The 26,057-nt window shown below is 62.5% G+C and carries 23 protein-coding genes and 1 tRNA gene; 13 read left to right on the plus strand and 11 right to left on the minus strand.

From position 1 onward, the window contains the following. The first annotated feature begins 341 nt into the window (after positions 1-341). Positions 342-1,421 (plus strand): 2,3-butanediol dehydrogenase, encoded by a 1,080-nt coding sequence (locus tag ACRQDJ_RS07820; protein WP_435717970.1) that lies wholly within the window; start codon positions 342-344, stop codon positions 1,419-1,421. 71 nt (positions 1,422-1,492) lie between these two features. Here the strand turns inward: ACRQDJ_RS07820 and ACRQDJ_RS07825 are convergent, their stop codons facing one another. Continuing rightward, positions 1,493-2,374, minus strand: coding sequence for a serine hydrolase domain-containing protein (locus ACRQDJ_RS07825; RefSeq protein WP_435717971.1), 882 nt, complete (start codon positions 2,372-2,374; stop codon positions 1,493-1,495). A gap of 146 nt (positions 2,375-2,520) precedes the next feature. Here ACRQDJ_RS07825 and ACRQDJ_RS07830 point away from each other — a divergent pair, with 146 nt between their 5' ends. The 4 genes from ACRQDJ_RS07830 to ACRQDJ_RS07845 all read left to right on the plus strand — a co-directional run bounded on the left by ACRQDJ_RS07830 (position 2,521) and on the right by ACRQDJ_RS07845 (position 7,192). Beyond that, positions 2,521-3,954 carry a GntT/GntP/DsdX family permease gene (locus ACRQDJ_RS07830; protein ID WP_435706250.1) on the plus strand — a complete coding sequence of 478 codons (1,434 nt, stop codon included), beginning with the start codon at positions 2,521-2,523 and terminating at the stop codon, positions 3,952-3,954. A 74-nt stretch (positions 3,955-4,028) separates the two neighbouring features. Continuing rightward, complete coding sequence (gene dsdA / locus ACRQDJ_RS07835; protein ID WP_087070282.1) at positions 4,029-5,375, plus strand: D-serine ammonia-lyase; 1,347 nt, start codon at positions 4,029-4,031, stop codon at positions 5,373-5,375. 121 nt (positions 5,376-5,496) lie between these two features. Further along, positions 5,497-6,288 carry a helix-turn-helix transcriptional regulator gene (locus ACRQDJ_RS07840; RefSeq protein WP_435706251.1) on the plus strand — a complete coding sequence of 264 codons (792 nt, stop codon included), beginning with the start codon at positions 5,497-5,499 and terminating at the stop codon, positions 6,286-6,288. 130 nt (positions 6,289-6,418) lie between these two features. Then, positions 6,419-7,192, plus strand: coding sequence for an HAD-IIA family hydrolase (locus ACRQDJ_RS07845; protein ID WP_026429073.1), 774 nt, complete (start codon positions 6,419-6,421; stop codon positions 7,190-7,192). A 151-nt stretch (positions 7,193-7,343) separates the two neighbouring features. Here ACRQDJ_RS07845 and ACRQDJ_RS07850 read toward each other — a convergent pair whose 3' ends face one another. Beyond that, positions 7,344-7,994, minus strand: coding sequence for a hypothetical protein (locus ACRQDJ_RS07850; RefSeq protein WP_435717972.1), 651 nt, complete (start codon positions 7,992-7,994; stop codon positions 7,344-7,346). Then, positions 7,981-8,202, minus strand: a complete 222-nt coding sequence (locus tag ACRQDJ_RS07855; RefSeq protein WP_435717973.1) for a hypothetical protein — start codon at positions 8,200-8,202, stop codon at positions 7,981-7,983. The genes ACRQDJ_RS07850 and ACRQDJ_RS07855 overlap by 14 nt, the downstream gene beginning before the upstream one ends. Positions 8,203-8,634: 432 nt before the next feature. On the opposite strand from ACRQDJ_RS07855, the gene ACRQDJ_RS07860 reads away from it, so the two are divergent. Further along, the gene (locus ACRQDJ_RS07860) at positions 8,635-9,900 is read left to right on the plus strand and encodes an MFS transporter (protein ID WP_435717974.1); all 1,266 of its coding nucleotides are present in this window, start codon (positions 8,635-8,637) and stop codon (positions 9,898-9,900) included. A gap of 30 nt (positions 9,901-9,930) precedes the next feature. Here the strand turns inward: ACRQDJ_RS07860 and ACRQDJ_RS07865 are convergent, their stop codons facing one another. Further along, positions 9,931-10,761 (minus strand): exodeoxyribonuclease III, encoded by an 831-nt coding sequence (locus ACRQDJ_RS07865; protein WP_435717975.1) that lies wholly within the window; start codon positions 10,759-10,761, stop codon positions 9,931-9,933. Between the two features lie 42 nt (positions 10,762-10,803). On the opposite strand from ACRQDJ_RS07865, the gene ACRQDJ_RS07870 reads away from it, so the two are divergent. Continuing rightward, complete coding sequence (locus ACRQDJ_RS07870; protein WP_435717976.1) at positions 10,804-11,577, plus strand: SDR family NAD(P)-dependent oxidoreductase; 774 nt, start codon at positions 10,804-10,806, stop codon at positions 11,575-11,577. On the opposite strand, the gene ACRQDJ_RS07875 is transcribed toward ACRQDJ_RS07870, so the two are convergent. Continuing rightward, on the minus strand, positions 11,574-12,509 hold the full coding sequence (locus ACRQDJ_RS07875; RefSeq protein ID WP_435717977.1) for a hypothetical protein: 936 nt from the start codon (positions 12,507-12,509) through the stop codon (positions 11,574-11,576). The two genes, ACRQDJ_RS07870 and ACRQDJ_RS07875, sit on opposite strands and share 4 nt — an antisense overlap. A 177-nt stretch (positions 12,510-12,686) precedes the next feature. On the opposite strand from ACRQDJ_RS07875, the gene ACRQDJ_RS07880 reads away from it, so the two are divergent. Then, positions 12,687-13,535, plus strand: coding sequence for a TrmH family RNA methyltransferase (locus ACRQDJ_RS07880; protein ID WP_434736390.1), 849 nt, complete (start codon positions 12,687-12,689; stop codon positions 13,533-13,535). A gap of 14 nt (positions 13,536-13,549) precedes the next feature. Beyond that, a complete protein-coding gene (gene aroB, locus ACRQDJ_RS07885; RefSeq protein WP_284904889.1) occupies positions 13,550-14,722 on the plus strand; it encodes a 3-dehydroquinate synthase in 1,173 nt (390 codons plus the stop codon). A 4-nt stretch (positions 14,723-14,726) separates the two neighbouring features. Here aroB and ACRQDJ_RS07890 read toward each other — a convergent pair whose 3' ends face one another. Next, the gene (locus ACRQDJ_RS07890) at positions 14,727-15,188 is read right to left on the minus strand and encodes a RidA family protein (protein WP_087070289.1); all 462 of its coding nucleotides are present in this window, start codon (positions 15,186-15,188) and stop codon (positions 14,727-14,729) included. Between the two features lie 156 nt (positions 15,189-15,344). After that, positions 15,345-15,656, minus strand: a complete 312-nt coding sequence (locus ACRQDJ_RS07895; protein ID WP_087070290.1) for a WhiB family transcriptional regulator — start codon at positions 15,654-15,656, stop codon at positions 15,345-15,347. Positions 15,657-15,862: 206 nt separating this feature from the next. On the opposite strand from ACRQDJ_RS07895, the gene ACRQDJ_RS07900 reads away from it, so the two are divergent. The 3 genes from ACRQDJ_RS07900 (at position 15,863) to ACRQDJ_RS07910 (ending at position 19,609) form a co-directional block, all read left to right on the plus strand. Then, positions 15,863-18,115, plus strand: coding sequence for a transglycosylase domain-containing protein (locus tag ACRQDJ_RS07900; protein WP_234984450.1), 2,253 nt, complete (start codon positions 15,863-15,865; stop codon positions 18,113-18,115). Between the two features lie 137 nt (positions 18,116-18,252). Further along, the gene (locus tag ACRQDJ_RS07905; protein WP_200807167.1) at positions 18,253-19,362 is read left to right on the plus strand and encodes a metallophosphoesterase; all 1,110 of its coding nucleotides are present in this window, start codon (positions 18,253-18,255) and stop codon (positions 19,360-19,362) included. Positions 19,363-19,532: 170 nt separating this feature from the next. Continuing rightward, positions 19,533-19,609 (plus strand) — tRNA-Pro (locus tag ACRQDJ_RS07910). 187 nt (positions 19,610-19,796) lie between these two features. Here the strand turns inward: ACRQDJ_RS07910 and ACRQDJ_RS07915 are convergent. The 4 genes from ACRQDJ_RS07915 to ACRQDJ_RS07930 form a co-directional block, all read right to left on the minus strand. Further along, the gene (locus ACRQDJ_RS07915; RefSeq protein WP_087070292.1) at positions 19,797-20,171 is read right to left on the minus strand and encodes a hypothetical protein; all 375 of its coding nucleotides are present in this window, start codon (positions 20,169-20,171) and stop codon (positions 19,797-19,799) included. 1,162 nt (positions 20,172-21,333) lie between these two features. Next, positions 21,334-22,011 carry a Crp/Fnr family transcriptional regulator gene (locus tag ACRQDJ_RS07920; RefSeq protein ID WP_026429058.1) on the minus strand — a complete coding sequence of 226 codons (678 nt, stop codon included), beginning with the start codon at positions 22,009-22,011 and terminating at the stop codon, positions 21,334-21,336. 80 nt (positions 22,012-22,091) lie between these two features. Next, positions 22,092-23,027 carry an alpha/beta fold hydrolase gene (locus ACRQDJ_RS07925; protein WP_087070293.1) on the minus strand — a complete coding sequence of 312 codons (936 nt, stop codon included), beginning with the start codon at positions 23,025-23,027 and terminating at the stop codon, positions 22,092-22,094. A gap of 72 nt (positions 23,028-23,099) precedes the next feature. After that, positions 23,100-24,620 (minus strand): hypothetical protein, encoded by a 1,521-nt coding sequence (locus tag ACRQDJ_RS07930; protein WP_087070294.1) that lies wholly within the window; start codon positions 24,618-24,620, stop codon positions 23,100-23,102. Between the two features lie 276 nt (positions 24,621-24,896). Between ACRQDJ_RS07930 and ACRQDJ_RS07935 the strand changes: the two genes are divergently transcribed. Continuing rightward, a complete protein-coding gene (locus ACRQDJ_RS07935; RefSeq protein WP_435717978.1) occupies positions 24,897-26,048 on the plus strand; it encodes a CpaE-like family protein in 1,152 nt (383 codons plus the stop codon). Positions 26,049-26,057: the final 9 nt, after the last annotated feature.

Here is a 26,057-nt window from a genome sequence, read left to right on the forward strand (position 1 = left end):
CGGTAGCTAAGGTTGTTTGCGCTGATGGTACTGCACTCGGTGGGGTGTGGGAGAGTAGGTCACTGCCGCCATATTTTGTTGATTGTGTGTGGGGTGTTAGTCCTTTTGGGGCTGGCACCCCACACACGCATTTAACCGCTAAGGCCACAGCGAACCGACGAGCAGAATGGCGGCGCGGCTGTTTCCTCCACGGCGGGCGTGCCTTGCCTCCAGCCCAGAAAGCAAGGGCGTGTCTCCAATCCAGCGTGCAGCGTAAAAAGTGGTCCGCACCTCATAGTTGCGTCGTCGTCGACTAAAATAAAAAGCGCGCAATCGCGCACGGTCTACCCAATGGAGGAGATATGAAAGCAGCGCGTTACTACGGTAACCACGATATTCGCATCGAAGATATCGAAGAGCAGCCGCTCGAACCCGGCACTGTGCGGGTGAAGGTTGCTTGGTGCGGTATCTGCGGTACCGATCTTCACGAATACCTCGACGGTCCCATCTTCTGTCCCGCGGAAGGCCACCCGCATCCGATTTCGGGTGAGGAAGTCCCGGTCACCCTCGGGCACGAAATGTCCGGCGTCGTTGCCGAAGTTGGCGAAGGCGTAACGGACCTCGCGGCCGGCGACCACGTCGTCGTCGAACCGTATATTATCCGCGACAGCGTGGATACCGGTCCCGAATCGACCACGTACCACCTGTCTCCCGATATGAACTTCATCGGCCTGGGCGGCCGCGGCGGCGGCCTGGCCGAAAATATCGTTGTCAAGCGGCGCTGGGTCCACAAGATCCCGGGCAATATTCCGCTTGACCAGGCCGCCCTCATCGAGCCGCTCTCCGTGGCCGTCCACGGCGTGGACCGCGGCGACGTCAAGGAAGGCGATTTCGCTCTCGTGGGCGGGGCCGGCCCCATCGGCGTGCTCTGCTGTGCGGTGCTCAAAGCCAAGGGCCTCAAGGTCGCGGTCTCGGAACTCTCCGAACTGCGCCGCCAGCGCGCCGTTGATGCCGGCGTGGTTGACTACGCCTGGGATCCGCGCGAAGTCGATATCGTGGAAGAAACCAAGAAACTCACCGGCGGCGTGGGCGCCAATGTTGCCTTCGAATGCACCTCGGTGGACGTGGTACTCAACCAGCTCATCGCGGCGCTCGGGCCGCGCGGCGTGCTCGTCAATATGTCGATCTGGGGCCACCAGCCGAATATTGATATGCACTCCGTGGTCATGAAGGAACTCGACGTGCGCGGCGTTATCGGCTACGTCAATACCCACCCGGACACGATTGAGCTGGTCGCCTCGGGCAAGATCGATCTTGCCCCGTTCATTACCGGCAAGATCAACCTGGAAGACCTCGTTGACAAGGGCTTCGACACCCTCATCCACCGCAACGAAACCGCGGTCAAGATCCTCGTCTCCCCGAACGGCGAAGGCGAAGACTAAAGCGGTCACTCCACGCGAGTGAGTTGTGTGTGACAGCGCCCGTGGTAGGGAAACCCGCCGCGGGCGCTGTTCTACAGGCCGCGCATCTCCTCCGTGAGCGCAGGCCAGAACTTGCGGTGCTCGCGCCCGAAAGGCTGGGCTCCTAGGAAAACCCCGGCCTTGCCGAGCTCCGGATCCACCCACAGGAACGAGCCTGATTGCCCGAAGTGGCCGAAGGTGCGGGGTGAAAATGAGGGGCCCGTCCAATGCGGGTCCTTTTCCCCGCGAATCTCCATCCCCAAACCCCAGGTGTTATTGCGCTGCCAGCCGTAGCCGGGCAGCAGCCCGGGCAGACCGTCGAAATGTACGGTGGTGGCATAGCGCGCCAACCCGGTGGAAATAAGGCGCGGGCGCAGCAGCTCCCCGGCGAACCGCGCCAGATCACGCAAATTCCCTACCGCCGAATACGCCGGGCTTGCCTCCACCGCCACCGAACTCAGGCGCAGCGGCTCAATCACCACCTGCCGCACCCAATTCTGGATCAAGATCCCGGTGCGTTTCTCCAGATAATCGCCGAGCACCTCAAAGCCGTAATTTGAATAAATGCGCTTCTCTTCCACGCCGGCCCGCGCCGGACCTTCCTCCTCCGGCAACCCGGAGGCATGCGCGAGCAGGTGAACCACCGTGGAACCGGGAGGGCCGGCCGGATCATCAAAATCAGCCAGACCACGCTCCACTGCAATGAGGGTGGCCCAAGCCACCAGAAGCTTCGTGACCGACATATATGGATATATCTCCCGGGTGTTTCCATAAGAAAAAGTGGTGCGCCCGGCGCCGTCAATAACACCGAGCGCGTGCGGGAAGCTAAAAGAATCAGAAGCGAGCCGGTTATCGAGGCGGCCATTAAGCTGGCCATCAGAGCGGCTATCCGGGCGATTACCGGCGCTACTAACGGTGTTGTTATCCACGGGCATGGCTCAAGTCTGCCATCTCCGCAGAAAGCTGCGGGCCCATGCAAGCTGTGCCACAGCGTGATAATAAACTTATCATGATGACAAAAGTATCGTCGGGTGTGTAGGCTGGGAACAGGCGACACTGATGTGGCGCTACACGGGAGGTTATGATGACCCTAGGAACCGGAGGGCTGATCGCAGTCCTCATAGCGGCGATTGTGCTCGTTGTTGTGCTCATCGTCGGCTTGAAATTACACGGCTCGATCGCCCTGACCATCGCAGCGATTACCGTCGCACTGGTCACGGGCGTGAAGCCCGCGGAAGTGGGCGATGTACTCGAAAAGGGCGTTGGTGGAACGCTCGGATTCCTCGTTCTTATTATTGGCTTCGGCGCAATTCTCGGAAAAATGCTGGAAGTATCTGGCGGGGCCGAACGCCTCGCCAAAGGCATGCTCCGAGTTTTCGGCGAGAAACGCGCCCCGATTGTTATGTCATTCCTCGGCTTGATCGCCGGTATCCCGGTCTTCGTGGAAGTTGGCTTCGTACTCCTGGTGCCCCTCGTTTTCGTGGTGGCCAAGGAAGTGGGCTGCTCGAAGATCCGAGTGGGAGTGCCGCTGGCCATCTCCCTCATGGTGGTGCACTGCATCCTGCCCCCGCACCCGGCCGCTACCGCTATTGCTGGTACCCTCGGTGCGGATATCGGCATGGTGATCATGCTTGGCCTTATCGTTGGGATCCCAGCCGCCCTCATTGGCGGCCCGCTCTACACCGGAATTGGGCTGCGTCAGCTTGAACGTGCACATGTCACCGCGGGCGCCGGCCAGGTAAGCGGCGTCGTCGCCGAAGGAAAACCCGGCCCCGAATCAAACGGAACCTCCGGTGACGTGCCTGCCGCGGGCGAAAATGTTCTCAAGAACGACGACGCGGACCGTTCCCTGCCCGGTTTCGGCATTACCCTGCTCACAATTCTGCTGCCGCTCATTATTATGGTGTGCCGCACCGTTGCGGATCAGACCCTGCCCGAAGAAAACGGCCTGCGCCAATTCGTGGACCTCGTGGGTAATCCGATTCTGGCGCTTCTTATTTCGGTGATTTTCGCGTACTTCTCGCTGGGGATTTCGCGGGGCAAGTCGCTTTCGGACCTGTCCTCGGTGACCGATTCCTCCTTCAGTCCCATCGGCGGGGTGCTCCTCATTATCGGCGCGGGCGGTGCCTTCAACGCGGTGCTTATGGCTTCCGGGATGGACAAGGCCATCGCGGGCGCCATGGGAAGCCTGCCCGTGAGCCCGCTGATCCTCGCCTGGCTCATCGCCATTGTGCTGCACTTCGCGGTGGGGAGCGCTACGGTCGCCATGATTTCCGCGGCCGGGATCGTGCTGCCGATGCTCCAGGCCTCCCCGGATCTCAGCCCCGCGCTCATGGCGATTGCGGTGGGCGCCGGCGCCATCGGCCTCACGCACGTGACCGATTCGCTCTTCTGGCTGTACAAGGAATACATGGGCATTTCGGTGGGGGATGCACTCAAGACTCTCACCGTGGGCACCACCATCGCTTCGGTGGTGGCGCTGTGCATGACCATGCTGCTTCACCTGGTGATCTAGGCGCGGGATTCGCCGCCGCACGCTTATTCGCAGCACCACACTTATCCCCAACACATCTGAGAAAGGACTCAGTTATGACAACTATCGCTGGAAAAACGCTCGAACAGTGGGTGGAGGACTACCCGCTTATTCAGGACCTCGTGGACCTCAAGGTCGCGGATTGGTTCAATCCGGAGGTGCTTCCCGCCGCGGAGGGCCTGGCAAAGGTCGGCCTGACCGTGGTTGATGTGGACGACGCCGCAGCTCGGCTCAAGCGCTGGGCCCCCTACCTTAGCCAAGTTTTCCCGGCCGCTCGCCCCACGGCTGGCATCCTGGAATCCCCGCTGGTCGCGGTTCCGACCATGCAAGCCAAGCTCGCTGAACGCAAGGGTGTGCAGATTCCGGGCCAGCTGTGGGCGAAGCTTGATTCCCACCTGCCGATTTCCGGATCGATCAAGGCCCGCGGCGGTGTCTACGAAGTGCTCAAGCACGCCGAAGAACTCGCGCTGGAAGCCGGCCTCATCACCCTCGAGGATGACTACCGCAAGCTCGATACCGAAGAAGCCCGCACGTTCTTCTCCCAGTACAAGGTAGCGGTGGGCTCTACAGGGAACTTGGGGCTGTCCATCGGCATTATGTCCGCCCAGCTTGGTTTCCAGGCTTCGGTGCATATGTCCGCCGATGCGCGCCAGTGGAAGAAGGATAAGCTCCGCTCCCATGGCGTGAACGTGGTGGAATACGAATCGGATTACTCGGTGGCGGTGGCCCAGGGCCGCAAGGAAGCCGAATCGGATCCCACTGCCTACTTCGTGGATGACGAGAATTCGCCTTCGCTCTTCCTCGGCTACGCGGTGGCCGCGCGCCGCCTGCAGGGCCAGTTCCAGTCCTTGGATGTCACGGTGGATGCCGATCATCCGTTGATCGCCTACCTGCCCTGCGGCGTGGGTGGCGGCCCGGGCGGCGTGGCCTTCGGCCTCAAGACCGTGTTCGGTGACAACGTCCACTGCATCTTCGCCGAGCCGACCCATTCGCCCTCCATGTTCCTCGGGGTGATGACCGGCAAGCACGACGAGATCGCGGTGCAAGATTTCGGCATCGATAACCTCACCGCCGCGGACGGCCTGGCCTGCGGGCGGCCCTCCGCTTTCGTGGGTTCGCGCATGCAGTACCTCATCGACGGCTACTACACCGTTGAGGACCAGACCATGTACGAAAACGTGGCGCTCCTGGCCCAGACCGAGGACCTGCGCATCGAACCTTCCTCCTCCACTTCCTTCGAAGGGCCCTTCCACGTGCTCGCCGCCAGCGAGTACCTGGAGCGGGCGGGCCTGACCCCGGAGAAGCTCGCGGGTGCCACCCACCTCACGTGGATCACCGGCGGCAATATGGTTCCCGAAAAGGAGATGGATTCCTACATCGCCAAGGGTGAAGAGACCCTGTAACGCAGGGCGGTTAGTCGGGGGTGCCACTCATTGCGGTGCGCACCCCCGCACTATGCCGTCATTTAAGATATTTTGTCAGAAGATACAGCAATGGGGCCGTAGGCAGGAAGGAGCCTGTGCCATGGAGGCAGTGGAACGCGACGACGCGCCACGAGAAGCGATGACCCAAGAAGTTGGGGCCCGGGAAGAGATATCAGGCGAAGTGGACTCTGCAATATCCCGCGAAGGGATATCTGGTGAAGCAATATCCCAGGAGGATAGCGAGTACGTGGCTTCCTTCAAGCCGCTGGTGGAATTCCTCGGGGTGGCGCTGGGGGAGAGCACCGAGGTGGTGCTCCACGACGTGAGCGACCTGGACCATTCGGTTATCGCCATCGCGAATTCGCATGTCACTCAGCGCACCGTAGGTTCCCCGGCCACCGACCTCATGTTGCGGGTGTTGCGCGCCGGCGAAGGTACCACGGCCGATTACCTCACCGGTTACGAGGCGATTACGCCCGGCCGCGCGCGCACCTTGCGTTCCTCCACCTTTTTTATACGACGACGGGGCCGCATCATTGGGATGCTCTGTCTTAATTCTGACCAAACCGTGCTGCGTCAATTGGACGAAACAGTCAAAAAAATCGCCTCCCTGTATTTCCCCAATCCCGAACGGCGCAAGGAGGCGCCGGCGGAAAAGCCGGAAATTTTGGCTTCCTCGGTTGCCGATATGAAAACGGCTGCCATGGAATCGGTGCTCTCGCGTTACCACGTCTCGGTGGATCACCTCACCCAGGCCGAGCGCCTGGAAGTGGTGCGTTCGCTGGACGAGGATGGATTCTTCCAGCTGCGCGGGGCGGTGACCGACCTGGCGCTCGCGATGAATCTTTCCGAGCCGACGGTGTACCGGTACCTGCGCCAGGCGCGGGCCTAAGCAGGCGGTGTGGCGCGGGGCTGATACACGCGGCTCTAAGCTGCCTGCGTGTGCGGGCCGGGTTAGCCAGAGCGAGCGGCCTGGGCCCTCGGCACGTTCCGGGAGCTACGAAACTCGATATCATGGCGGTATGACACGAGTGATTAAAAACTGGCTCACCGATATGGATGGTGTGCTCATCCACGAAGAAAAGGCGCTTCCGGGCGCCGCGGATTTTCTCAATAAACTCAACGAAAAAGAGTACCCCTATCTCGTTCTTACCAATAATTCGATTTTTACCCGGCGTGATCTATCCGCCCGCTTGGAAGCGGCCGGGCTGATCGTTCCGGAAGATCATATTTGGACTTCGGCAGCTGCCACCGCGAATTTCCTCGCGGACCAGGTAGAGAATAAGCGCGCCTACGTGGTGGGTGAAGCTGGGCTCACTACCTCGATGTACAACGTCGGTTTCGTCATGACGAATGTCAATCCGGAAGTGGTGGTTCTCGGGGAAACCCGCACCTATTCCATTGAAGCCCTCACCACCGCAATCCGCCTCATCAACAAGGGTGCCCGGTTCATTGCCACCAACCCGGATGTGACAGGTCCTTCCGATCTGGGCCCGATTCCGGCAACCGGGGCGGTGGCCGCGATGATTACCGCAGCCACCGGTCGCCAGCCCTATTACGTGGGTAAGCCGAATCCGGTCATGCTGCGCAAGGGACTCAATCTTATTGATGCGCATTCTGAAGAAACCGCGCTGGTAGGGGACCGGATGGATACCGATATCCTCGCGGGCATGGAAGCCGGGCTGCAAACCCACCTGGTGCTTTCCGGTTCCACTGCGCAAGAGGAAATCGTGAACTTCCCCTACCGCCCCGATTATGTGCATCCCTCCATCGCGGAAGTGGCGGAGCTGCTCTAGCTGCTTCTTGTGCGGGTAACGATGGCCGAATGAGGTAGTCTACGGGCCGTTGCCTTGCGGGCTGCGGGTTTCCGCACCTTATCCGTCCGATTCTTCTCGGTTGCGCTAGCAGTGCAGATTGAACTTGCGCTTGACAGCCGTCGCTCACAGCTCACGCTTCGAGGGCTTCGAGGGCTTCGAGTGCGAGGGCGGGGTTAGCACGCACCATGGCTTCCAGCTGGACCTCCTCCCATTTTTCGATGCCGTGATCGAGTGCTTCGCGTACCTCAGGTGTGCATGCCGCCCCGATCTCGTCAATAACGAAGAGGAGAACTTGTTCCAGGCAGATCCGGAACCAGCCCCGACCTGCTGGGAGGCAGATATCAGCAATCCGGGGAGCGCGGGGTTCGTTCTCGGGGCACCCGTGCGATTGGGGAGAATGCTCATCACCCGTGAGTATGGCTGATGCCCATTCATCACAGTGGGCATGCACATGGATATGTGCGCAAGGGATATTTGAGTGCGGTGAGCGCATACAATCCCAGCGCACCAAGGGCTCGCTGTTTTTTGCCCCCGGGAGTACCGAGAACATCGAATTATCGATAGTGAGTAAACCGGTTTCCTGATCAACGAAAACCATATAGTCGAAACGGACAATAAGGAAACTATTTACGTGAATATCGCCAACCAGTCTTGCTACGGGAAGATCTCCCTTCGTGGCCATCTGCTTCGATAGAGAAAACTCGGGGTCAAACAGCTCCCCAATCCGCTGCAGGTGCGCCGCAAATTCATCGGTCTGCTTATCAAGCTCAACATTCGCCACGGTAATACTCCTCGAGATAATCTAAGCCTTCCATTTCGAAATAAGCTTCAGCCTCATCTGGGCCGAGCTGGTAGTTTTCGGCGCGTAGGTCAAATTCTTCGCGGGTCATTCTGACCTCCTGCAAGATTTCTTCCTTGCGCTTGAGAACATCTTCAAGCGAGTTAAGCGTAAGATTTTGCGTTACTCTGCTTGCGCCGTCAATACTCATGGTCTCCCTCCTTTGGTTGCTAGTTCCGGGTGGTTTCCCGTCCGGTTCCGCCATTCTTGCATGGCGTCAAGGCGTAGCAAAGAGCCATGTACCGCCCTGTGGATAAGGGCGGCGTTTCGCGATTCTGTGGATAAATTCGAACCCGTTCTATACACCCGTCACTGACTCTCAACCGCAACCTTGTGCACGGGTTCCGATGGCCGAATAATGAGATAGCACGGTCGGCACCCCACCCCTAAGTTACGCTACCGTAGGTAACGCGGGCGGGGAGCCTGTGTCCGGTGCACGGTTTCGTGTCCGTACCCGGTATGCGGTTTCATACCCGCGCCCGGTATGCGGCTTCGCGCCGCCTCCAGGGCGCACAGGCCCGCCCCGCCGCGTTACCCGCCGGTCGCGCCGCGACGGGCGGTTTCGTGTAACGACGGAGAAATCATGCGTCAGGTTCATCCTTGGCGGGTGCTCGTCTGTGCCTGCCTGCTCACCTTCATCACCGGGTGTTCATACGTTTTCTCAATTTTCCAACTCCCGGCCACCCAGCTCTACGGGCTGAGCGCGGCGATGGGCGCCTATACTCTCACCAATGCCCTCGCCCCGCTGCCAATGCTTCTGGGCGGGTACTTCATTGACCGCGGCCGCGCGGTATGGACCGCAACTATCGGCGCGCTGTGCGCGGCCATCGGCTGGGCCAGCGCGGCCTACGCGAGCTCCCCGCTCCTGTTCGTGCTCGGCTACGGCTTCATCGGCGGCATCGGCATGGGTCTGGTCCTCACCTCCGCGCTGTCCAATACCCTGCGTTTCTTCCCGGGCCGGCGCGGGCTCATCTCCGGCATTATCTCCTGCGTGAACGGAGCCTCCGGCATCGTTATGGCGCCCCTGGCCCAGCGACTCCTCGACTCCAGTGACCTACGCACCACCCTGTTGGTTTTCGCTGGCCTCTACGCGGTGATCGCGCTCATCGTGGCCTTTAATTACCGCGCCGCCCCGGTGGAAGGCGTGGCCGCGCCTTCTGTAAAACCGGGTCCGGCACCCGCCGCCGAACCGGCCCCCACATCCGCGCGCAGCATCCGGCCGTCCCTCACTACCCGCCAGATGCTCGCCACCCCCGACTTCTGGCTCATTTTCGCCATTTTCATCGCCGGGGCCTTCTCCGGCCTCATGATCGTTTCCAATGCGGCGCCCATCGCCGCGAAAATGTTCCACTTCTCCGCGGCCAGCGCCGCGCTCTTCGTTTCCCTCTACGCCTGCGCGGGAACCGCGGGGCGCTTCTGTTTCGGCTGGCTCGCCGACCACCTCGGCCACGCCCGCACCCTCGAAGTCACCTTCTGCTGCGACGCCTTCGGTCTACTCCTCCTCATCGCGGGCGGGCGCGGCACCCTCACCGGCGGCATCTTCCTGGCCGGCGGCCTCCTCGCGCTCGGCCTGAGCTACGGCGGCACCATCGCGATTATGCCCGCCTGCGTCATGGATCGCTTCGGGCCGCGCTGGCAAGGCATTAACTACGCGCTCGCCTTCACCGGTTTTTCGGTGGCCGCTATTTTCGCCCCGCGGCTCGGCGCGCAGATCGGTGCTATGTACGACGGCGATTACACCCGCGCCTTCCTCTACGCCATTATTGCCTCGGCCACGGGGCTAGGCTGCGCGCGGATTTTGCACCTGCGTACCCGCCGGCGCCGCGCCCAGATCACCCGCGCGGCCTAGCGTGGCGGGCACGCGCCACAACCCCGCCGCCTAAGCCGCAAACTCCATAATGACCGGGACGTGATCGGAAGCTCCTTTGCCCTTCCGCTCGTCCCGGTCAATGATGGAGCGGGTATGCCGGGCGGCCAGCGCCGCGGAAGCAAAACCGAAATCAATACGCATCCCGTGATTCTTCGGGAACCGCAGGCGTTGATAATCCCAGAACGTGTAATCCGCACCCTCGGCCGCCCGGGTAATATCCGCGAGCCCCGCCTCCAGCAGCCCGGCCAGCGCCCCGCGTTCCTCCGCGGTCACGTACATGCCAACGTCGTTCCGGAAATAATCAATATCCCATACGTCTGTATCCCGCGGGGCCACATTCCAATCCCCCGCCAGCAGCAGCGGATACTCCGGCTCCTCGCCCAGGCGCGCGCTCACCGCCGCCCGCAAGGCACCGAGGAATTCCAACTTGTAGTGGAAATGCGGATCCCCGTAGGCCCGCCCGTTGGGAATATACAGACTCCACACATTGACCGCGCACGGCCCCGAACCCAGGCGCGCTCCCAGGGCACGCGCTTCTACGGTGGGCGCACTGAGCAGCGCGCCGTCGTCGTCGACCTTAGAAAAACCGGGCTGACCGGGGAAGCCCACCTGCACGTTCTCGATCCCCACGCGGGAAAGAATCGCGACCCCGTTCCACTGGTTGAGGCCGGCGCAGGCGACTTCGTATCCGGCCTCTTCGAAAATTTCGCGCGGGAACTGCGCGGGCGTGCATTTCGTTTCTTGGAGGAGTAGGGCGTCCAGGTCCCAGCGTTCCAGGACGGCGCGGGCGCGTTCGGCGCGGGCGCGCACAGAATTAATATTCCAGGTGGCAATACGCATAGCACCAGTGTAGAGAGCCGCGGGCACGTTACCATAGCGGTTATGGGAAGTGCTCTTATTACCGGTGCCAGCGCCGGGCTCGGCCTGGAATTTGCGTGGCAGCTCGCGGCCGAAGGAAATGACCTCGTGCTCGTGGCGCGCAATCGGGCCCGTTTGGAGGCGATTGCGCATGATCTGCGGCAGGTCGCCGGGGTGCAGGTGGAGGTGCTTGCCGCGGATCTTTCGTGGCACGACGACGCTCGTGTGGTTGCGCGCCGGGTAGCGCAGCATGCGCGGCCCATCGGTTTGCTCGTCAATAATGCGGGCTTTGGGCTGGGGCAGGAATTTTCCACCGGGGAACTGGCGCGGGAAGAAGAAGCGCTTGACGTGATGGTCCGCGCGGTTCTTATCACGTGCCACGCGGCGGCGCGGGAGTTTTCGCGCCGCGGCTACGGGGGAATTATTAACGTGTCCTCGATGACGGCCGGCACCGCGCAAGGCACCTATTCCGCGCATAAAGCCTGGGTGCGCACATTTTCCGAAGGGCTGGCCGCGGAGCTGGCACCGCACGGGGTGGCGGTCACCTGCGTAACTCCGGGGCTTATCCGCACCGAATTCCACGAGCGGGCCGCGGTGGATGCTAGCCAGTGGGCTGATCTGCTTTTCGCGCAGCCCGAAGCTGTGGTGAATGCCGCGCTGGAGGCATGCCGGCGCGGGCGGGTGCTCGTCACGCCCACCGCGCTGTACAAGGCGGCCGCCGCGGCGCTACGTTTCACCCCGCGCGCCCTGGTGTGGAAATTCGCGGGACCGGGGCTGTCCGGGCGAACTCAAGCTTAGAAACTACTGCTTTCCGCGGGGGCCTTACGTGCCTCATCGGGCAGCTGGAGCGGCTTGGCCTGGCGGTAATCCCAGCGCACCCGCGTTTCCGTGGGCAGGCCCTGGAAGTAAGCCGGGGCCACAATAGCCATGCCCCGCACCTCGTAACTTTGCTTATCGATACGCACCTGAAGATTGGCGGAATCGCTCAGGTCCAAACCGGGCGAGGCGCCCTGCATTTCCTGCGCCATCGTCTCGGAAAGCGGGCCGACGATGAGGTAGTTTTCCGCGTCCTCAAAAACCTGGGTCTTCTCAATATTCGGGAAAATATCTTCCCCGCGGTAGGAGCCGGGCGAGGTGGGGGCATCCCCGGAATACACAATATCGGCCAGGCTTTCCTCGGTTTTGCTCCAGAAACCGGCCATATTCGTATACACCGTGACGGTATCCGGCTTCGAACCCTCGCCGATCCACAGCGCGGTGGAGAGTTTGCTGGGCATGCCCTCCGCTTCCGCCCCGGGAATTCCGGAGGCGTCAATATCCATCTGCATGGCCATGAGGCGGGTGCTCGGATCTACATCGATATCAATATCGATAGTGGCCACTCCGGGCCCATCACCGGGCACATCCGCGGAAATCTCCATGGACATATCCATTCCGATGGCGGTGCCGAAGAAATCCTGCGAGCTTTTCGCAATAATCTCATCCTGCTTGGCGATGGCGCGTTTAATAATCTCGCGGGCCTGAGCGTTATCGGCAACCGGCGTGAACTGCCCGGTTTTCGAAATGCTTTCGTCAAAAATAGGAGCGCCGCCCGATCCGCCCCGGTCGTGCCCTTCGCTGATCGACGGGCCGTGCTCGCCTTCCGAGGAGACCAGCGCATTATTCGCGCACCCGCTCAGGATCAGGGCACCGGCGGCCACCACCGCGAGAGGTTTCCACATCTTCGTCATCGCTGCTCCACTTCTTAGGGTTTCCCGCACCCGGGCTCGGGGTGGCGAATCGTTTATTGCGCTTGCGTATACCACTGTACAAGGCCGACGGCGCCAACGAAACACGGGCCTCGGTGGCCCGCGGGTAAATATGGCGCTTCCCCATGGTCGGGGCGGGCGCGCCGGTAGACTGGGAGAGTGACAGATTCTTCCCAGTCTTGTGATTCTCGTGATGATATCAGCGCGCCCGCGGACGAGGCCGTGCCTGCCGTTGATGCTGCGCCTACCGCAGGCGCTGGCGATCCCGCCGTGCTCGCGGATGAGGCCGCTGAGCTGCCCGCGCACCGCATTCCAGAACCGGGCGGCTCGCCCTACGGTGAAAAACGCACGGTCGGGGTGGGGCCGCACCCGCTGCCTTGGCCGGACGACCCCCGCCTGGACCCGCAGCTTTTAGCGGAAGGTGACCACCGTAACGTCGTCGACGCATATCGTTATTGGAGCGTGGAAGCGATCAAGGCCGATATGGCAAGCCGGGCGGTCAGCGCCCATATCGCCATTGAGAATCTCCAGCACGACCTCAATATCGGGTCGATTGTGCGCAGCGCCAATGCCTTTAATTTCGGTGGCGTGCATATCGTGGGGCGGCACAAGTGGAATAAGCGCGGGGCGCTCGTCACCGACCGCTACCTCACGATGTACTACCATCCCACCCCGGCTGACCTGGAAGAATGGGCGCGCGAGCATAAGTACCAGCTCATCGCCATCGATAACCAGGAGGGCGCGGTGCCCCTGGAGCAGTCCGAACTTCCGGAGAATTGCCTGCTGGTTTTCGGGCAGGAATCCGCTGGGATCTCCCCCGATTTGCTTGAGCGCTGCGACGGCGCGGTGGAAATCACCCAGGATGGCTCCACCCGTTCCCTCAACGTGGCCGCGGCCGCGGCCATCGCCATGCACTGGTGGGTGACGCAGCATGCGCGTAGCGCACATCCCGACAACGCTGCCAATTGCGCTCATACTTCCAATCCCACACCCGTAACCAACCACTAACCCAGGAGGAGCACGTGGTTACCCGCCTCAATGTTGAATTGACTCGCACCGTTGATGAGTCGTACCCGCTGCTTATCGGCACCGATCTGGCCGGCGAGCTACCCGGCGTGCTGGAAGCGGCCGGGCTAGGCCGCTCCCGGGTGGCGGTTATTACCGATAGCACCGTCAATGAACTCATTGGCGCGCAGGTCATGGAGGTGCTCAGCGGCGCCGCGCAATCGCAGAGCGCGCAATCCCGCTCCCCGCAGCTCTTCGTTTTCCCGGCCGGGGAAGAAAACAAAACCCGCGCCACCAAAGAACAGCTGGAAGACGCCATGCTCGCCGCCGGCTTCAACCGCGACACCGTGGTGGTGGCCCTGGGCGGCGGGGTGGTCTCCGACCTGGCCGGTTTCGTGGCCGCTACCTTCACCCGCGGCGTCCCGTATATCACCATGACGACGACGCTCGTGGGCGCGGCGGATGCCGCCATCGGAGGTAAAACCGCGGTGGATACCCCGGCCGCCACCAACCTCATCGGGGCATTCCACCAGCCGCGCGCCGTCCTCATCGACGTGGCGCGCTGGGCAACGCTCACCGACTCACAACTGCGCGACGGCATGGGCGAAACCGTCAAGCACGCCTGCCTGGCCGACCACAACTTCTTCGAGACCCTGGAAGAACACTTCGTGCAGCGCGGTCGGGGTGTGCGGGAGATGGTGGGCGATACCGAACTCAGCGGCTATATCGCCCGCCGCAATGCGGAAATCAAGGTGGAGGTGGTGCAATCCGATGTGCACGAAGGCAACCGCCGCATGGCCCTCAACCTCGGCCACACCATCGGGCGGGCCCTGGAGGCCGCGCTGGATTACGCTCTCCCGCACGGGGAATGCGTAGCGATTGGGCTGAATCTGCAATGCCGGCTCGGGCTGCGCTACGGCTACCTCACCGCGGAGGACGCCCAGCGGGTGGATACCCTGCTGCGCGCCATCGGCCTGCCCACCGAGCTACCCGCCGGGGCGAGCGTGGCGGATATTATGCGTGCCATGGGCCACGATAAAAAATCGCTGGGCGGAGCCATTCGTTTTGTTTTCCAGCGCGGCATTGGCGCGATGGAAACCTTCGCGGGCGGCAGTTACGCGCGCGAGATCCCCAGCGCTGAGGTACGCGAATTCCTGGAGGCTCAGCCGCGCCAGGAGCTCACGGCCTAGTGTTTTAGCGCAGCAGCACTTCGATTTCGACCTCGACGGGGGCGTCCAGCGGGAGCACGCTCACGCCGACGGCTGAGCGCGTATGTGCGCCGTCGCCGCCAAAAATCTCCCCGAAAAGTTCGCTGGCACCGTTCGCGACCTGGGGTTGCGCGGTAAAACTCGGGTCGGACGCCACGAAAACGGTGACGTGCGAAATACCGCGGATATGATCGACGCCGCCCGCAACTTCCGCGGCCGCCGCGAGGGCGTTAATCCCGGCGATACGCGCGTAAGAATAGCCGTCCTCCGCGGTGATTTCCGCGCCGAGTTTCCCGGTGGCCGGCAGTTGCCCGTCCACAAAAGGCAGCTGCCCGGAGGTTCGCACCGTATCCCCGTGCCGCTTGGCGGGAATATAAGCTGCAACAGGAGCGGCAACCGGGGGAAGGGTGATACCCAGGCTGGTCAAACGGGTGCTGATAGTGTCCATGCGTAGGCCTCTCGCGGAATCGTTGAGTGTGAGCGCGCGGAATACCGCGCCTGGTCATAGGTTAGCGCGAAGGTTACGGCTGCGCGAAGTTGCGGCGTCTCTGGTGGAACGACGGCGCAGCCAGCTGCCCGCGGGCTAAATTTCCGGTGGGCGTGCTTAGCCCTCCCCCTCGCGCAGGGAGCGGGCTAGGGGGTCGCGCCCCTCAAAAATGCGACGCCTCCAATTGCGTTCCTCCGGGTGGTGGCGCAGCAGGGCGCGGCGTTCACGTTCCGTCATCCCGCCCCACACCCCGAACATCATTTCCGCGTCCAGCGAATCAGCCAGGCAGTGCAGGCGCACCGGGCAGCGAAAACAAATCGAGCGGGCCTGGCGCTGGGCGGCGCCGCGCACGAAAAGCGAATCGGGATCGATATCGGTGCAGGCGGCGGCATCTGCCCAGTGCGGATACAGGGCTAGTGTTGTGGTCATCTATCCCCCTCACTCCGGCGTGGTGGTGTTTAACGGTGCAGTTCTTTACTGTTTTACGATCATAGTATTAGCGTTTTATGACGTGCGCTACTTTGGTCCGCCTTATGGAGGGGCGGAGCCTGGGTAAGCGCTGGGGAAGCGCGGGGAACCCCGGGGAAGCGTATGTCTCGTTTCTTTCGCTGCGCCGGGTCAGTATTCTTAGGGGTATGTCGAGTTCTAGCCCGAAAAAACAAGCGACCGGACGCCAAATTGGAACGTTCGTGCTGGCGCTGATCCTGGCTCTGTGCGGCGGAGGTGCCCTCATGGCCGGGATTGCGCTGCCTTTCGTTATGACGATGGGGACTACGGCGAGTGCGGTGACCGGTATTTTCGACGACGTGCCGGAGGACTTAGGCTTTACCGAACCTTCGGAGCAGACGGTCCTGCTGGCCAAAGACGGATCGGTGCTGGCCCGGTTCTATATTGAAAACCGGATCAACGTGCGCTCCGATCAGATCTCGCAGCATATGAAAAACGCCGTCGTCGCAATTGAGGATCGGCGTTTTTACGAGCACCACGGCATTGACGTGCAGGGCACCGTCAGCGCGTTGGTCTCCAATCTCACCTCGGGCGGGCTTTCGGGTGGTTCGTCTATCACCCAGCAGTACGTGAAAAATGCGCTCCTGGAAGAGGGGCGTATCGCTGATGATAATGAGAAAATCAAGCGGGCTACCGAACAGACTATCGCGCGTAAAATCAACGAAGCTCGTTACGCTATCGCCGTCGAAAAAACGATGACGAAAGATGAGATTCTCACCGGCTATCTCAATCTTGCGCAATTCGGCCCCTCGCAATACGGGGTGGAAACTGCCGCGCAGCGCTATTTCTCCAAGTCCGCGAAGGATTTGACGGTGGTGGAAGCGGCCACGATGGCCGGGATCACCCAGAATCCGGCCCAGTGGGATCCGGTGCGCCATCCGGAAGCGAATACCGAGCGCCGCAATGTGGTGTTGGGCGAAATGTACCGTTCCGGTTTTATTACCGAAGCGGAAATGAAGGAAGCTCAGGCCACTCCGATTGAATCGTATATGCACGTTTCCGAGCAATCGGCCGGCTGCGGTTCGGCGGGTATTAGCGCCTACTTCTGCGAGTACGTGGTCAAGGATTTGCTCAATGACAAGGCGTTGGGTGCCACCCGCGCCGAGCGTACCCGCCAGCTCTACCGCGGCGGCAAAGTCATCCGCACCACCCTGGATTCGGCGCGCCAGCAGCAGGCGTATGACTCGGTGGTCACGCACCAGCCCGTGGATGATGCCTCCGGAATTGATGCCGCGCTGGTGTCCGTGGAGCCGGGGAGCGGGCATATTGTTTCGATGGTGCAAAATACCCGCTTCGGGGTTCCGAATGACACGGATACCCGCATGACGCAGGTGAATGTCACGGCCCCGCAGGATATGGGTGGCGGTGCCGGCTTCCAGTCCGGATCAACATTCAAGATATTTACCCTGGTGGAATGGCTGGATTCTGGGCGTAGTGCCTATGACGTGGTGGATAGTAGCGAAGGCTTGCTGCCGCAGAGCTCATTCCAGGCTTCCTGCACGAATCTGGCGGGTGAACCCTGGCCGGTGGGGAACCTCGGGCAGTCCAACCGCCCGCGCACGGTGCTGGAAGGTACCCGTATGTCCACCAACGGGACTTTCGCGCATATGGCCCAGAAGCTGGATCTGTGCCAGATCGCGAATAAAGCCCAGGCCATGGGCGTGGAACGCGGGGATCACGAGCCCTTTACTATTGTTCCCCCGATGATTCTGGGTACGAATAACGTCACCCCGCTCTCTATGGCGACGGCCGGTGCCACCCTCGCCAATGATGGTATTCGCTGCGATCCGATGTCTTATACCTCCATCGAGGAGCATGACGGTACGGTTATTTCCGAACGTAAACCGCAGTGCCAGCAGGCTATTTCCAAGGAAACCGCGCGCAAAACAAACGCGGTGCTTCAGCACGTGGTAGAACCCGGGGCGACCGGTGAGAAAGCGGCGCTGCGCGGGCGCCAGGTGGCCGGGAAAACCGGTACCTCCGATAAGGACTGGCACGCGTGGTTTATGGGTTACACCCCGCAGCTTGCCACTGTGACCTGGCAGGGTCACATGGAAGGCAATATTTCTATGTTCGACGCCGTTATTAAGGGCCAATGGCACTCGGAAGTCTACGGCGGGCTATTCCCCGCCATGATGTTCTCCGATTATATGAACGCCGCTTTGGCCGGTCAGCCGGCCGTGCCGTTCCCGCAGCCCACCACCCCGATGCGGCGCCCGGCACCCGCCATGCGGGAGCCGGCCACGCCGTCGCCATCACCCACGCCTGCACCGGCCCCTGCGCAACCCGCGCCGGGGGAGCAGGGCGCGGTTCCGCCCGAGTCCGTTCACGAAGGCGAGAGCAACGAAGAATACGAAGAAGTCGAGGTTGTGGAAGAGTAGCCGATGCTGCGCGGCCCGGGCTGCGCGGCCCGGGCTGCGCGGTGCGAAACTCTGGCCGGGTGTGCTAGGCGGGCCGGGTCATCAGGGCCGGTGGCATTCCAGAAACCGTAGGACGCGCGAAAAGGAAGGCGGATACCGTGAGCGAAGCTGATAAGCACCGAGTCCCGCGCACCGCGCTCAAGGCCCTGGGTGCCGGCGTGGCAGCGGGGGCCGGGTGCCTGGGCTGGGCGCTGCACGAAGCACACCGCTACACTCTGCGCGAGCGGGTGCTGGTGCTGCCGCAAGTTGCGAGCACGGCCGGTGAGCTGCGCATTCTCCACCTCTCGGATATGCACCTGCTGCGCCGCCACCGAGCCAAGCGGCAATTCTTGAGCGACCTGGCCGAGCGCTGCCGCCCGGATCTCGTAGTCCTGACGGGCGACCATCTGTCCGAAGCGCGCGCCGTCGGCCCTCTCCTTGAGGCGCTGGCGCCGCTCGCTGATATTCCGGGGCTTTTCGTGTACGGCTCGAATGATTATTTCGCGCCGGTGCTCAAGAATCCCTTGCGCTACGTGGCGCAGGGGCTCTTCCCGCCGCTCGCCGAGAAGGACGAACCGGATTTGCCCTGGGAGGAAATGACCGCCGGGCTGGAAGCTTTCGGCTGGATCGATCTCAATAATCGGCGGGCGCGGCTGCGCGCGGCGGCCTGGGACATCGACGCAGTCGGCATGGACGACCCCCATATCGGCCGGGCCCGGATGCCGCGGCCCGGCGAGGTTACCGATACCGCGGAAGGTGCCGCGGCTCGGGGTGAAAGCGCGAACACGGGCCGCGCGCCGCGCATGAACGCTGGGCGTGGGTATCTGCGTCTCGGCGTCGTTCACGCACCGTATTGCGCCGCTCTCAACGTCTTAATGAACGACGGCGCAGCTCTGACGCTGGCCGGCCACACCCACGGAGGGCAGTTGGCGGTGCCCGGATTCGGCGCTTTGACCACGAATTGTGATCTCCCGTTGCGCTACGATTCCGGGCTTTTCGATTGGCCTTGTGGTGATGAGGTCGGTACTGGGCCGGGTGCGGGTGGCGCGGGTGCGGGAGGCGACCGGGCCGAGGAGCGCCTGCCCCTGCGCGGCGACGGCGTGCGCGTGCTGCGTGGTGGCATGGCGGTGAATGTGTCTGCGGGCCTGGGGACGTCGCCGTATACGCCGGTCAGGTTCCTCCGGCCACCCGAAGCGATTGTGCTGCGGGTGCGCGGTGGCGCGGAGTGAGCGTGCTGATCGGGGAGGTGCTGGGCTGGGCTGCGGGGAAGTTCCCGCGGGGAAGGTGCCCCGCTGACCTGCGAGGCGCATAGCGCACTTGCCTGGTTGTACGCCAGATCACTAGATCGGATTTAGCTTTTTCCGCTGCGGAGGGCTATTATTATTGAGTTGCCAAAGTACGGGGTATGGCGCAGCTTGGTAGCGCGCTTCGTTCGGGACGAAGAGGCCGTGGGTTCAAATCCCGCTACCCCGACCATGTGATGTCCCGCGTCATAGGTCCGCCTGTGACGCGGGATTTTCTCATACCTCGGTGACGCTCACCGCGAAGCGATCCGGAGAATCCCCGTCACAAGAGCGATTATCCGGGCTTACCTGGAAGAGCGACCTCAGGATGGCCGGGTGGGAGGCGTCCCGTGTTTTCCAATCCTTGTTTCGAATGATGGCTATGCGCAGAGTTGAGCTACGCGTTGGTATGAAATCCCCATAACTACACCAATGTCACGAAGAGAAAAACCTGCATCCCGTAACCGGGCAACCGCAAGCCGAGAAGCGTCTCGAGTTTCGTGTTCCGCCTGAACCAAACGGAGCGAAGCCTCCTTATATTTTTTAATATCCTCCGCGAATTCAGGCGTGTCAACGGTGACGTTAACGGCGAAACTATCGAGAGAATCTCCCGTAATAAGCGCAGCGGCATCCTTAACCATTTCTTCGATCTGATCAAGGCGGCGCGCCTGCGTGCCGTATTCTTTTCCGTTAAGGGTAAATTCGGCGACCCACCAATTTCCGTCACGGGTAACCGTGGTATCTATTGTTGTCACTTCTTGCTCCTTTCGAGAATCTTACGAGCGAGCCTTTCGGAAATTTCACGATGGCGGGGAATTGGTTCGACCCAGTCCCCGATCTGTGCCCGGGTGTGGTTCCCTCCTTCGGTGAGGATTAGTTCCTCGCCTTTGGCTTTCGCTACCTTTCGTAGCTCGTTGAGTAAATCTCTGCGCTTCATAAGCGTAGTCTACCCCTCTCGACTAATTCAAGTCTAGGGGGGTAGATATTGTATTGTGTGTGGCTGCTAGAGTAGCGCCGTCGCCCTAGCTGCGCCGTCGTACCAGGACGCGAGGAAACAGAGGCTGCAGGCCCGCGAGTGCGGGCGGGGCCTGGATCTGGCCCGGAACCGTATGAACAGGGTTGGCAAACGAAGTGCGAGGGAGGGCACCGTTCACGACCGTTTTCGTGCCTTTAACGTGCACTGTGGCGTCTACGCGGCCCGGAACGCACACTGCGTGCTCTGCCCACCTTGTGGCTGTGGTGCGCGGCAGCATGGATGCAAAGAGTTATCCGTCAACGCATGTCACGCCATGAATGTCAAGGAAGCAAGTCCATTGGGGTGCGTGAGCTCAATAAGGTCAACTTTTCATTGGTATGGCAAGGAAAAGTCCGGGTATAAGACCCACCATTTGTCTATTAGCCCAACACTCCCGCCGCCCGGTAAAGAAGCGGGTTTTGGTTGCGTGCGAAGGCTCAACAGTGGGCCTGCAACAGGGTGCAAATCCACGCACCATTTTGGCCTGATTTCTGCTCTGGGCTTGCACTACGCGACCGTGATGGTTACCAATTTGCATCCTGTGGCATTCCTTCGGCGCTCAGCTTTTCCGGTCTGCGGAGGCGGGGCTGGGTGTTTTTCCGGGGTGTACTGCAGATGTTGTACATGCGAAGTACAGCTCCGACAACACATGCCCCCCTCCCCAGGTGCTGGTGTGATTGTTGAGGTTCATGATGGCCGATAGCTGCGCCGTCGTACTAAAAGCACTGCGCTGCAATGCGCGGAACGGCACGGAAACGCGGCTGCGGCGTCGCCCCAGCTGCGCCGTCGTACCAAACCGTAAGGAAACGGGCCCGGAAGGCACGCGAACGCGGGCGGTCGGAACCCTGGACAGGGCCCAGCCACCCGCGTCACGCGTTAAACGTGAGTATAAAACGTAGAGACTAGTGGGCGCGGCGCTGCAAGCGGCCAATCTCCAGGAGCAGCACGGCGCGACCTTCGAGCCGAATCCACCCGCGGGAAACAAAATCAGCCAGAGACTTATTGACCGTTTCACGCGAGGCACCCACGAGGTGCGCGAGCTCTTCCTGCGTGAGGTCGTGCGCCACGTACACGCCTTCGGGGGTGCGCTCGCCGAAACGATTGGCCAGGTCGAGCAGCGCCTTCGCCACGCGGCCGGGAACGTCCGAGAACACCAGGTCGGCAAGATTCTCATTGGTATTGCGCAGGCGACGCGCCATTTCACGGAGCATCGACATGGCCAGCGCGGGGTGCTCCTCGATAAAATTCTTCATATCGCGATGCGCGAGGGAAAGCAGATGCGTCGGCGCAATAGCGGTGACGGTGGAGGAACGAGCCCCCAGGTCAAAGAGCGAAAGTTCACCGATGATTTCCCCGGGTCCGAGAACGGCGAGCAGATTTTCGCGCCCGTCGTCGGACGTGTGACTGAGCTTCACCTTGCCGTCGGTGACGATGTAAAGGCGATCACCCTGGTCGCCTTCGTGGAAAAGGGATTCGCCCCGCTTGAGGGACGTATCGCTCATCATCGCGCCGAGAGCGGCGAGACTTTCCTCATCCATGTCCTTGAAAAGGGGCACGGTTCGTAAAACGCTGGTATCCATCTCTAGCCTTCCTCCGATGTACTCAGAATATTCCTGAAGTAGTCTCATGTCACATTTTGCCATTATTCACGGAAAATGTCTCATACCCGGGCCGAGCGCTCGAGTTGGGAAAGGAAATCCAGCACGATATTAGTGAATTCGCGCGGGGATTCTTCCGGGATGAAATGCCCGGCGCCCGGCACGGCAATGAGCCGGTAGGAGCCGGTGGCGAAGGACCGATCATCAGCCCAGGCCCGCTCATTAATCATGCGGTCGGCCAGGCCGCGCACCGCCCACACCGGCACATCCACGGGAGTGGAGAGGATATCGCGCCAGGCTTTGCCGGAGGGGCGGCGCCGCCAGGTTGCGGTCCAGCGCAGTTGTTCGACGGCGCTCGCCGCGGCCTCCGGGAGCCGCATGGCAGCGGCGTACTGTTCGGCTTCGTCCGCGGCGCCGTGGCTGTGCGGGGCGGACCATTCCAGGAGCAGCCGGCGCATATTTCGCGTATCCCCGAGTGCACGCGGGGAACGATTCCCCAGCCGTGAGGTGAGTAAACCGAGCAGGCCGCGCGGGCGAATCCCGCGTCCGAAATGCCGCAGCCCGAGCGGGTGCGGGCTGGCTACCGTCACGAGCCCGGTAATAATATCGGGGGCCATGGCCGCCGCCGCCCACCCGAGCACGGCATTGGAGCCGGCGGCCACGATTACCGCCGAGCTCGCCCCCAGGGATTCGGTCAGCGAAATAAGGTCCTGGGCCAGTTCGGGCCCCGATTGCACCGACGGCGTTTTATCACTGCCGCCCACGCCCCGCAGATCCACGGCCGCGACTTCGTAACCGGCCTGCGCCACCGGCTCGATCTGGTGGCGCCAGGCGTACCAGTACTCCGGGTAGCTGTGCACGAATAGCACCAGCGGGGTGCGGGTCGAGTGGCTCCCGGCATAGGCCAGGTGGAATTGCGCACCGTTCGCCGTCACGAGGCGATGCTCCCACGGTCCGGGGATCCATACGCAGGAATTATCGGCGGGAAGTGAGCTCATACGGTACCTTGTTACGCTCCGGTTTTTCTAGGTGCGGTTTTCTGCGCGCGGGCTTTTCGCGGCCCCGGCTTTTTATGCTTCGTCTTCGGGGAGGCGGTATTCACGCACCGTGAAAGCGCGGGCGCGCCGCGAACCGCGGGACCGCGCCCAGTGCGCCGCGAATCCGATGGCCGCCAGCACCGCACCCAGCAGCATAAACCCACCGAACGCAAGGTCGTAAGCGAAGTGGTGCACGATATTATCCGTGATCGGCTTGAATCCGCCGATAAGCGAATCCAGCCAGTGCACCCCGCGCAGCGCATATCCGGGAAGTACGAGCCCTGCGAGACCAGCAACTACCAGGAGACAGCCCCACAGCTGTGCGCCCAGGGAGGACAGCCCCGCGAGCAGCGCAATAACCACGAGCAGCGCGACGCCTCCGGCCATTTCGATGAGTGCCGCCACATTAACCGGGGCGGTTTCCAGGGCGATCGGGCGAGCCAGGTGCAGGCGTGCCACCGCGTCCGAGATGAGATACCAGGTCAGTGGGAGCAGCAGGAGCGTGACCGCCGCGACCCAGATATGGGTCCACACCCGGCCCTTGGGGGCATCCGGAATCGGCTCCACTTCGGCGATATCCGCCCAGGTGCGCTGGTCTTCCAAGCTTTCCTCGCGCACGGCCGGGAAGACGGGGGCGTCGAAGCCCGCGGCGTGGGCGGCGGTAGGTGCCGCTGCCGGTTCCGCGCCGGGGTCGCCGAACTCGCCGGCCGGCGGGTAGAGCGCGGTTGCGGTCGCTTCCCCGGAGGCGTACGGGTCCGTGTTTGTGGTGGCGTAGGGATCGGCACCGGCGGAGGCGTAGGGATCAGTGTCCGTGGTGGTGCCGGTTTCCGGGCCGGCGGACGCTGCGGGAACGGTTGCGGTCACCCCGGCTGCCTGTGCCAGGTTCGCGTATTCGCGGTCCGGGGCGGAGCTTTCCGCCTGGTAGCCATCATCGAAAGCTCCGGCGGCCAGTGATTCAGATACGGAACGACGCCGCGGCGCGGCTGGCTCCGGGCTGGCTTCCTCCGGTGCGAGTGCCGCTGGCGTGGCGGGCTCGGAAGGCTCAGCCGAGGTGGCTTCAGCAGGAAGCGTGGCTTCGGTGGGCTCCGGAAGAGGCGTGGTTTCGGCGGGAGTAGTTGCCTCCGCGAAAGCGGTGGTTTCGGCGGGTTCCTCGCTGGTGGGCTGCGCGGCTTCGGCTTCTTCCGGAGCGGGCTGAGTCGAGGCGGGCTGCTCTGTTTCGGTGGTGGCGCCCTCGGGCTGGCCCGCGGTTTCGGGTTGGCCAGCGGCTTCAGGCTGGTCCGCGACTTCGCCTTCGGGTTCCTTCGTGGCGGCAACCACGGGCGCGGAATCACTCAAAGGGGCGGGCTCGCTAGCAACGTCCGCAGCGGGGTGAGCCGGCGGGAACGGAGCGGCGTCGTCGTTCGAAAAAACGGGGGCGGGAGCGGGAGGTTGGGTGGTGGGGAGGTAGGCGGTTTCTTGGTCCGCGAGATGGTCCTCGGCAATGGGCTCGAGAATATCGTCATCATCTAGTGGCCGGCGCGACGCGGTAGTGTACGGGTCATTTGGCGTAGACATGGGTCCTCCCTTGATAGTTCTTTCTCAAAGATATGCCAGAAATCACGCGGATGTGGAGAATTTCGGCGGTGTGCCATAAAGCGGGCGGCGTGTCACAAAGTGGGTGGTGTGGTGCCCGCCGGGGTGGATGGTGTGACGTAAGCCGGTGGTGTGACGGTAAGCCGGTGGTGTGATGTAGATCGGGCGCACGTATCCACAGAACCGCTCGTGTAGGGGTTATCCACAGCGGCGCACAACCCGGCTGCGGAGGTGTGCGAGGCGCGGCAAGCTCGGGGTATGACTTCTTCTCGTGTTTTATCCCCTGGTGTTTCGGCTGCTGGCGCTGCCTCCGGTGCCGCCGCCGGAAAGTCGTCCGGCGCTGCTGTTTCGGGCGGGGCTTCTTTTTCCGGCGGGGCTTCTGTTTCCGGTGGTGCTTCGCCCGCGCCCCTCATCTCCGCGGTCCCGCGCGAGCTCGTCTCCCTTATCTGCGAGCATGAGGAAGTTGTGCGGGAGGTGGAGGCGGTCACGGAGCTGGCCGGAATACAGGTGGCGCGCGGCTCACCGAAGGTAGCTGCGCCGCCGGCCGTGCTCGAATTGGAGGAACTTCCGGCGGCCCTGCCCACGGTTCGCGCGCGTTTCCACCCGGTGCTGGCCAGCTATTTTCCGCGCGGATCGGTGGTCCTGGAACTCCCGCGCCAAGCCGAAGATCTTCTCGAGCTCGTACTGGCGGCTGGGCAAACTCGGCGCGGGCGCATTATCGGGCTTGCCGGGGTGCGCGGCGGACTCGGGGTATCGATGATCACGGCCTGGCTAGCCTCGCTGAGTATCACGCGTACCGCCGTGGTGGATGCGGATCCGCTTTCGGCCGGGCTTGAAATTCTCATGGGTTTCCGGGACAAACGCGGGGTGCGCTGGGCGGATATTGCCCAGGCGGAGGGCACGCTGATCCCGCAGCGGCTCCGGGCGGCCCTGCCCTCGCGCGGGCAGCTGAGCTTGCTGAGCGCGGACGTTCGCGGCGGAGCGCCACCGAACGGAGAGTCGGTGCCGCACGCCATTGACGCGCTCTCCCAAGCGAACGACACCACCTATGTGGATCTTCCGCGCAGCTCCTTGCTGCCGGGCACCGGGCCGGCCAGCTGGCGGGCCTGGTGCGATGCGGTGGTCCTCGTGACTGGGGTAACCGACCGCGATGCTCAGGCCATCCCCAGAATCCTGCGCGACCTGGGGGAGAACACGCCCGTGGTCATCGCGGCGCGATGCTCCCACAAAGTCGAGGCGCAGGCCTTCGGTGTGGATATTGGCCAGGAGGTGTTCCCGGTGCGGCGCCTGCGCGGAATGGATGAGGACCTCTCCCACGGCGTTGCGGTGGGTGAGCAGCGCCGCTCCGTTGCGGCGCGTGATATCACGCAGCTCGCCGCGCATCTCGATGCGGTACTGGCAGGCGGGTAAGGGGTGGAT

The organism is Actinotignum urematis, from assembly GCF_051264595.1.
Classification (GTDB): Bacteria; Actinomycetota; Actinomycetes; order Actinomycetales; family Actinomycetaceae; genus Actinotignum; species Actinotignum timonense_A.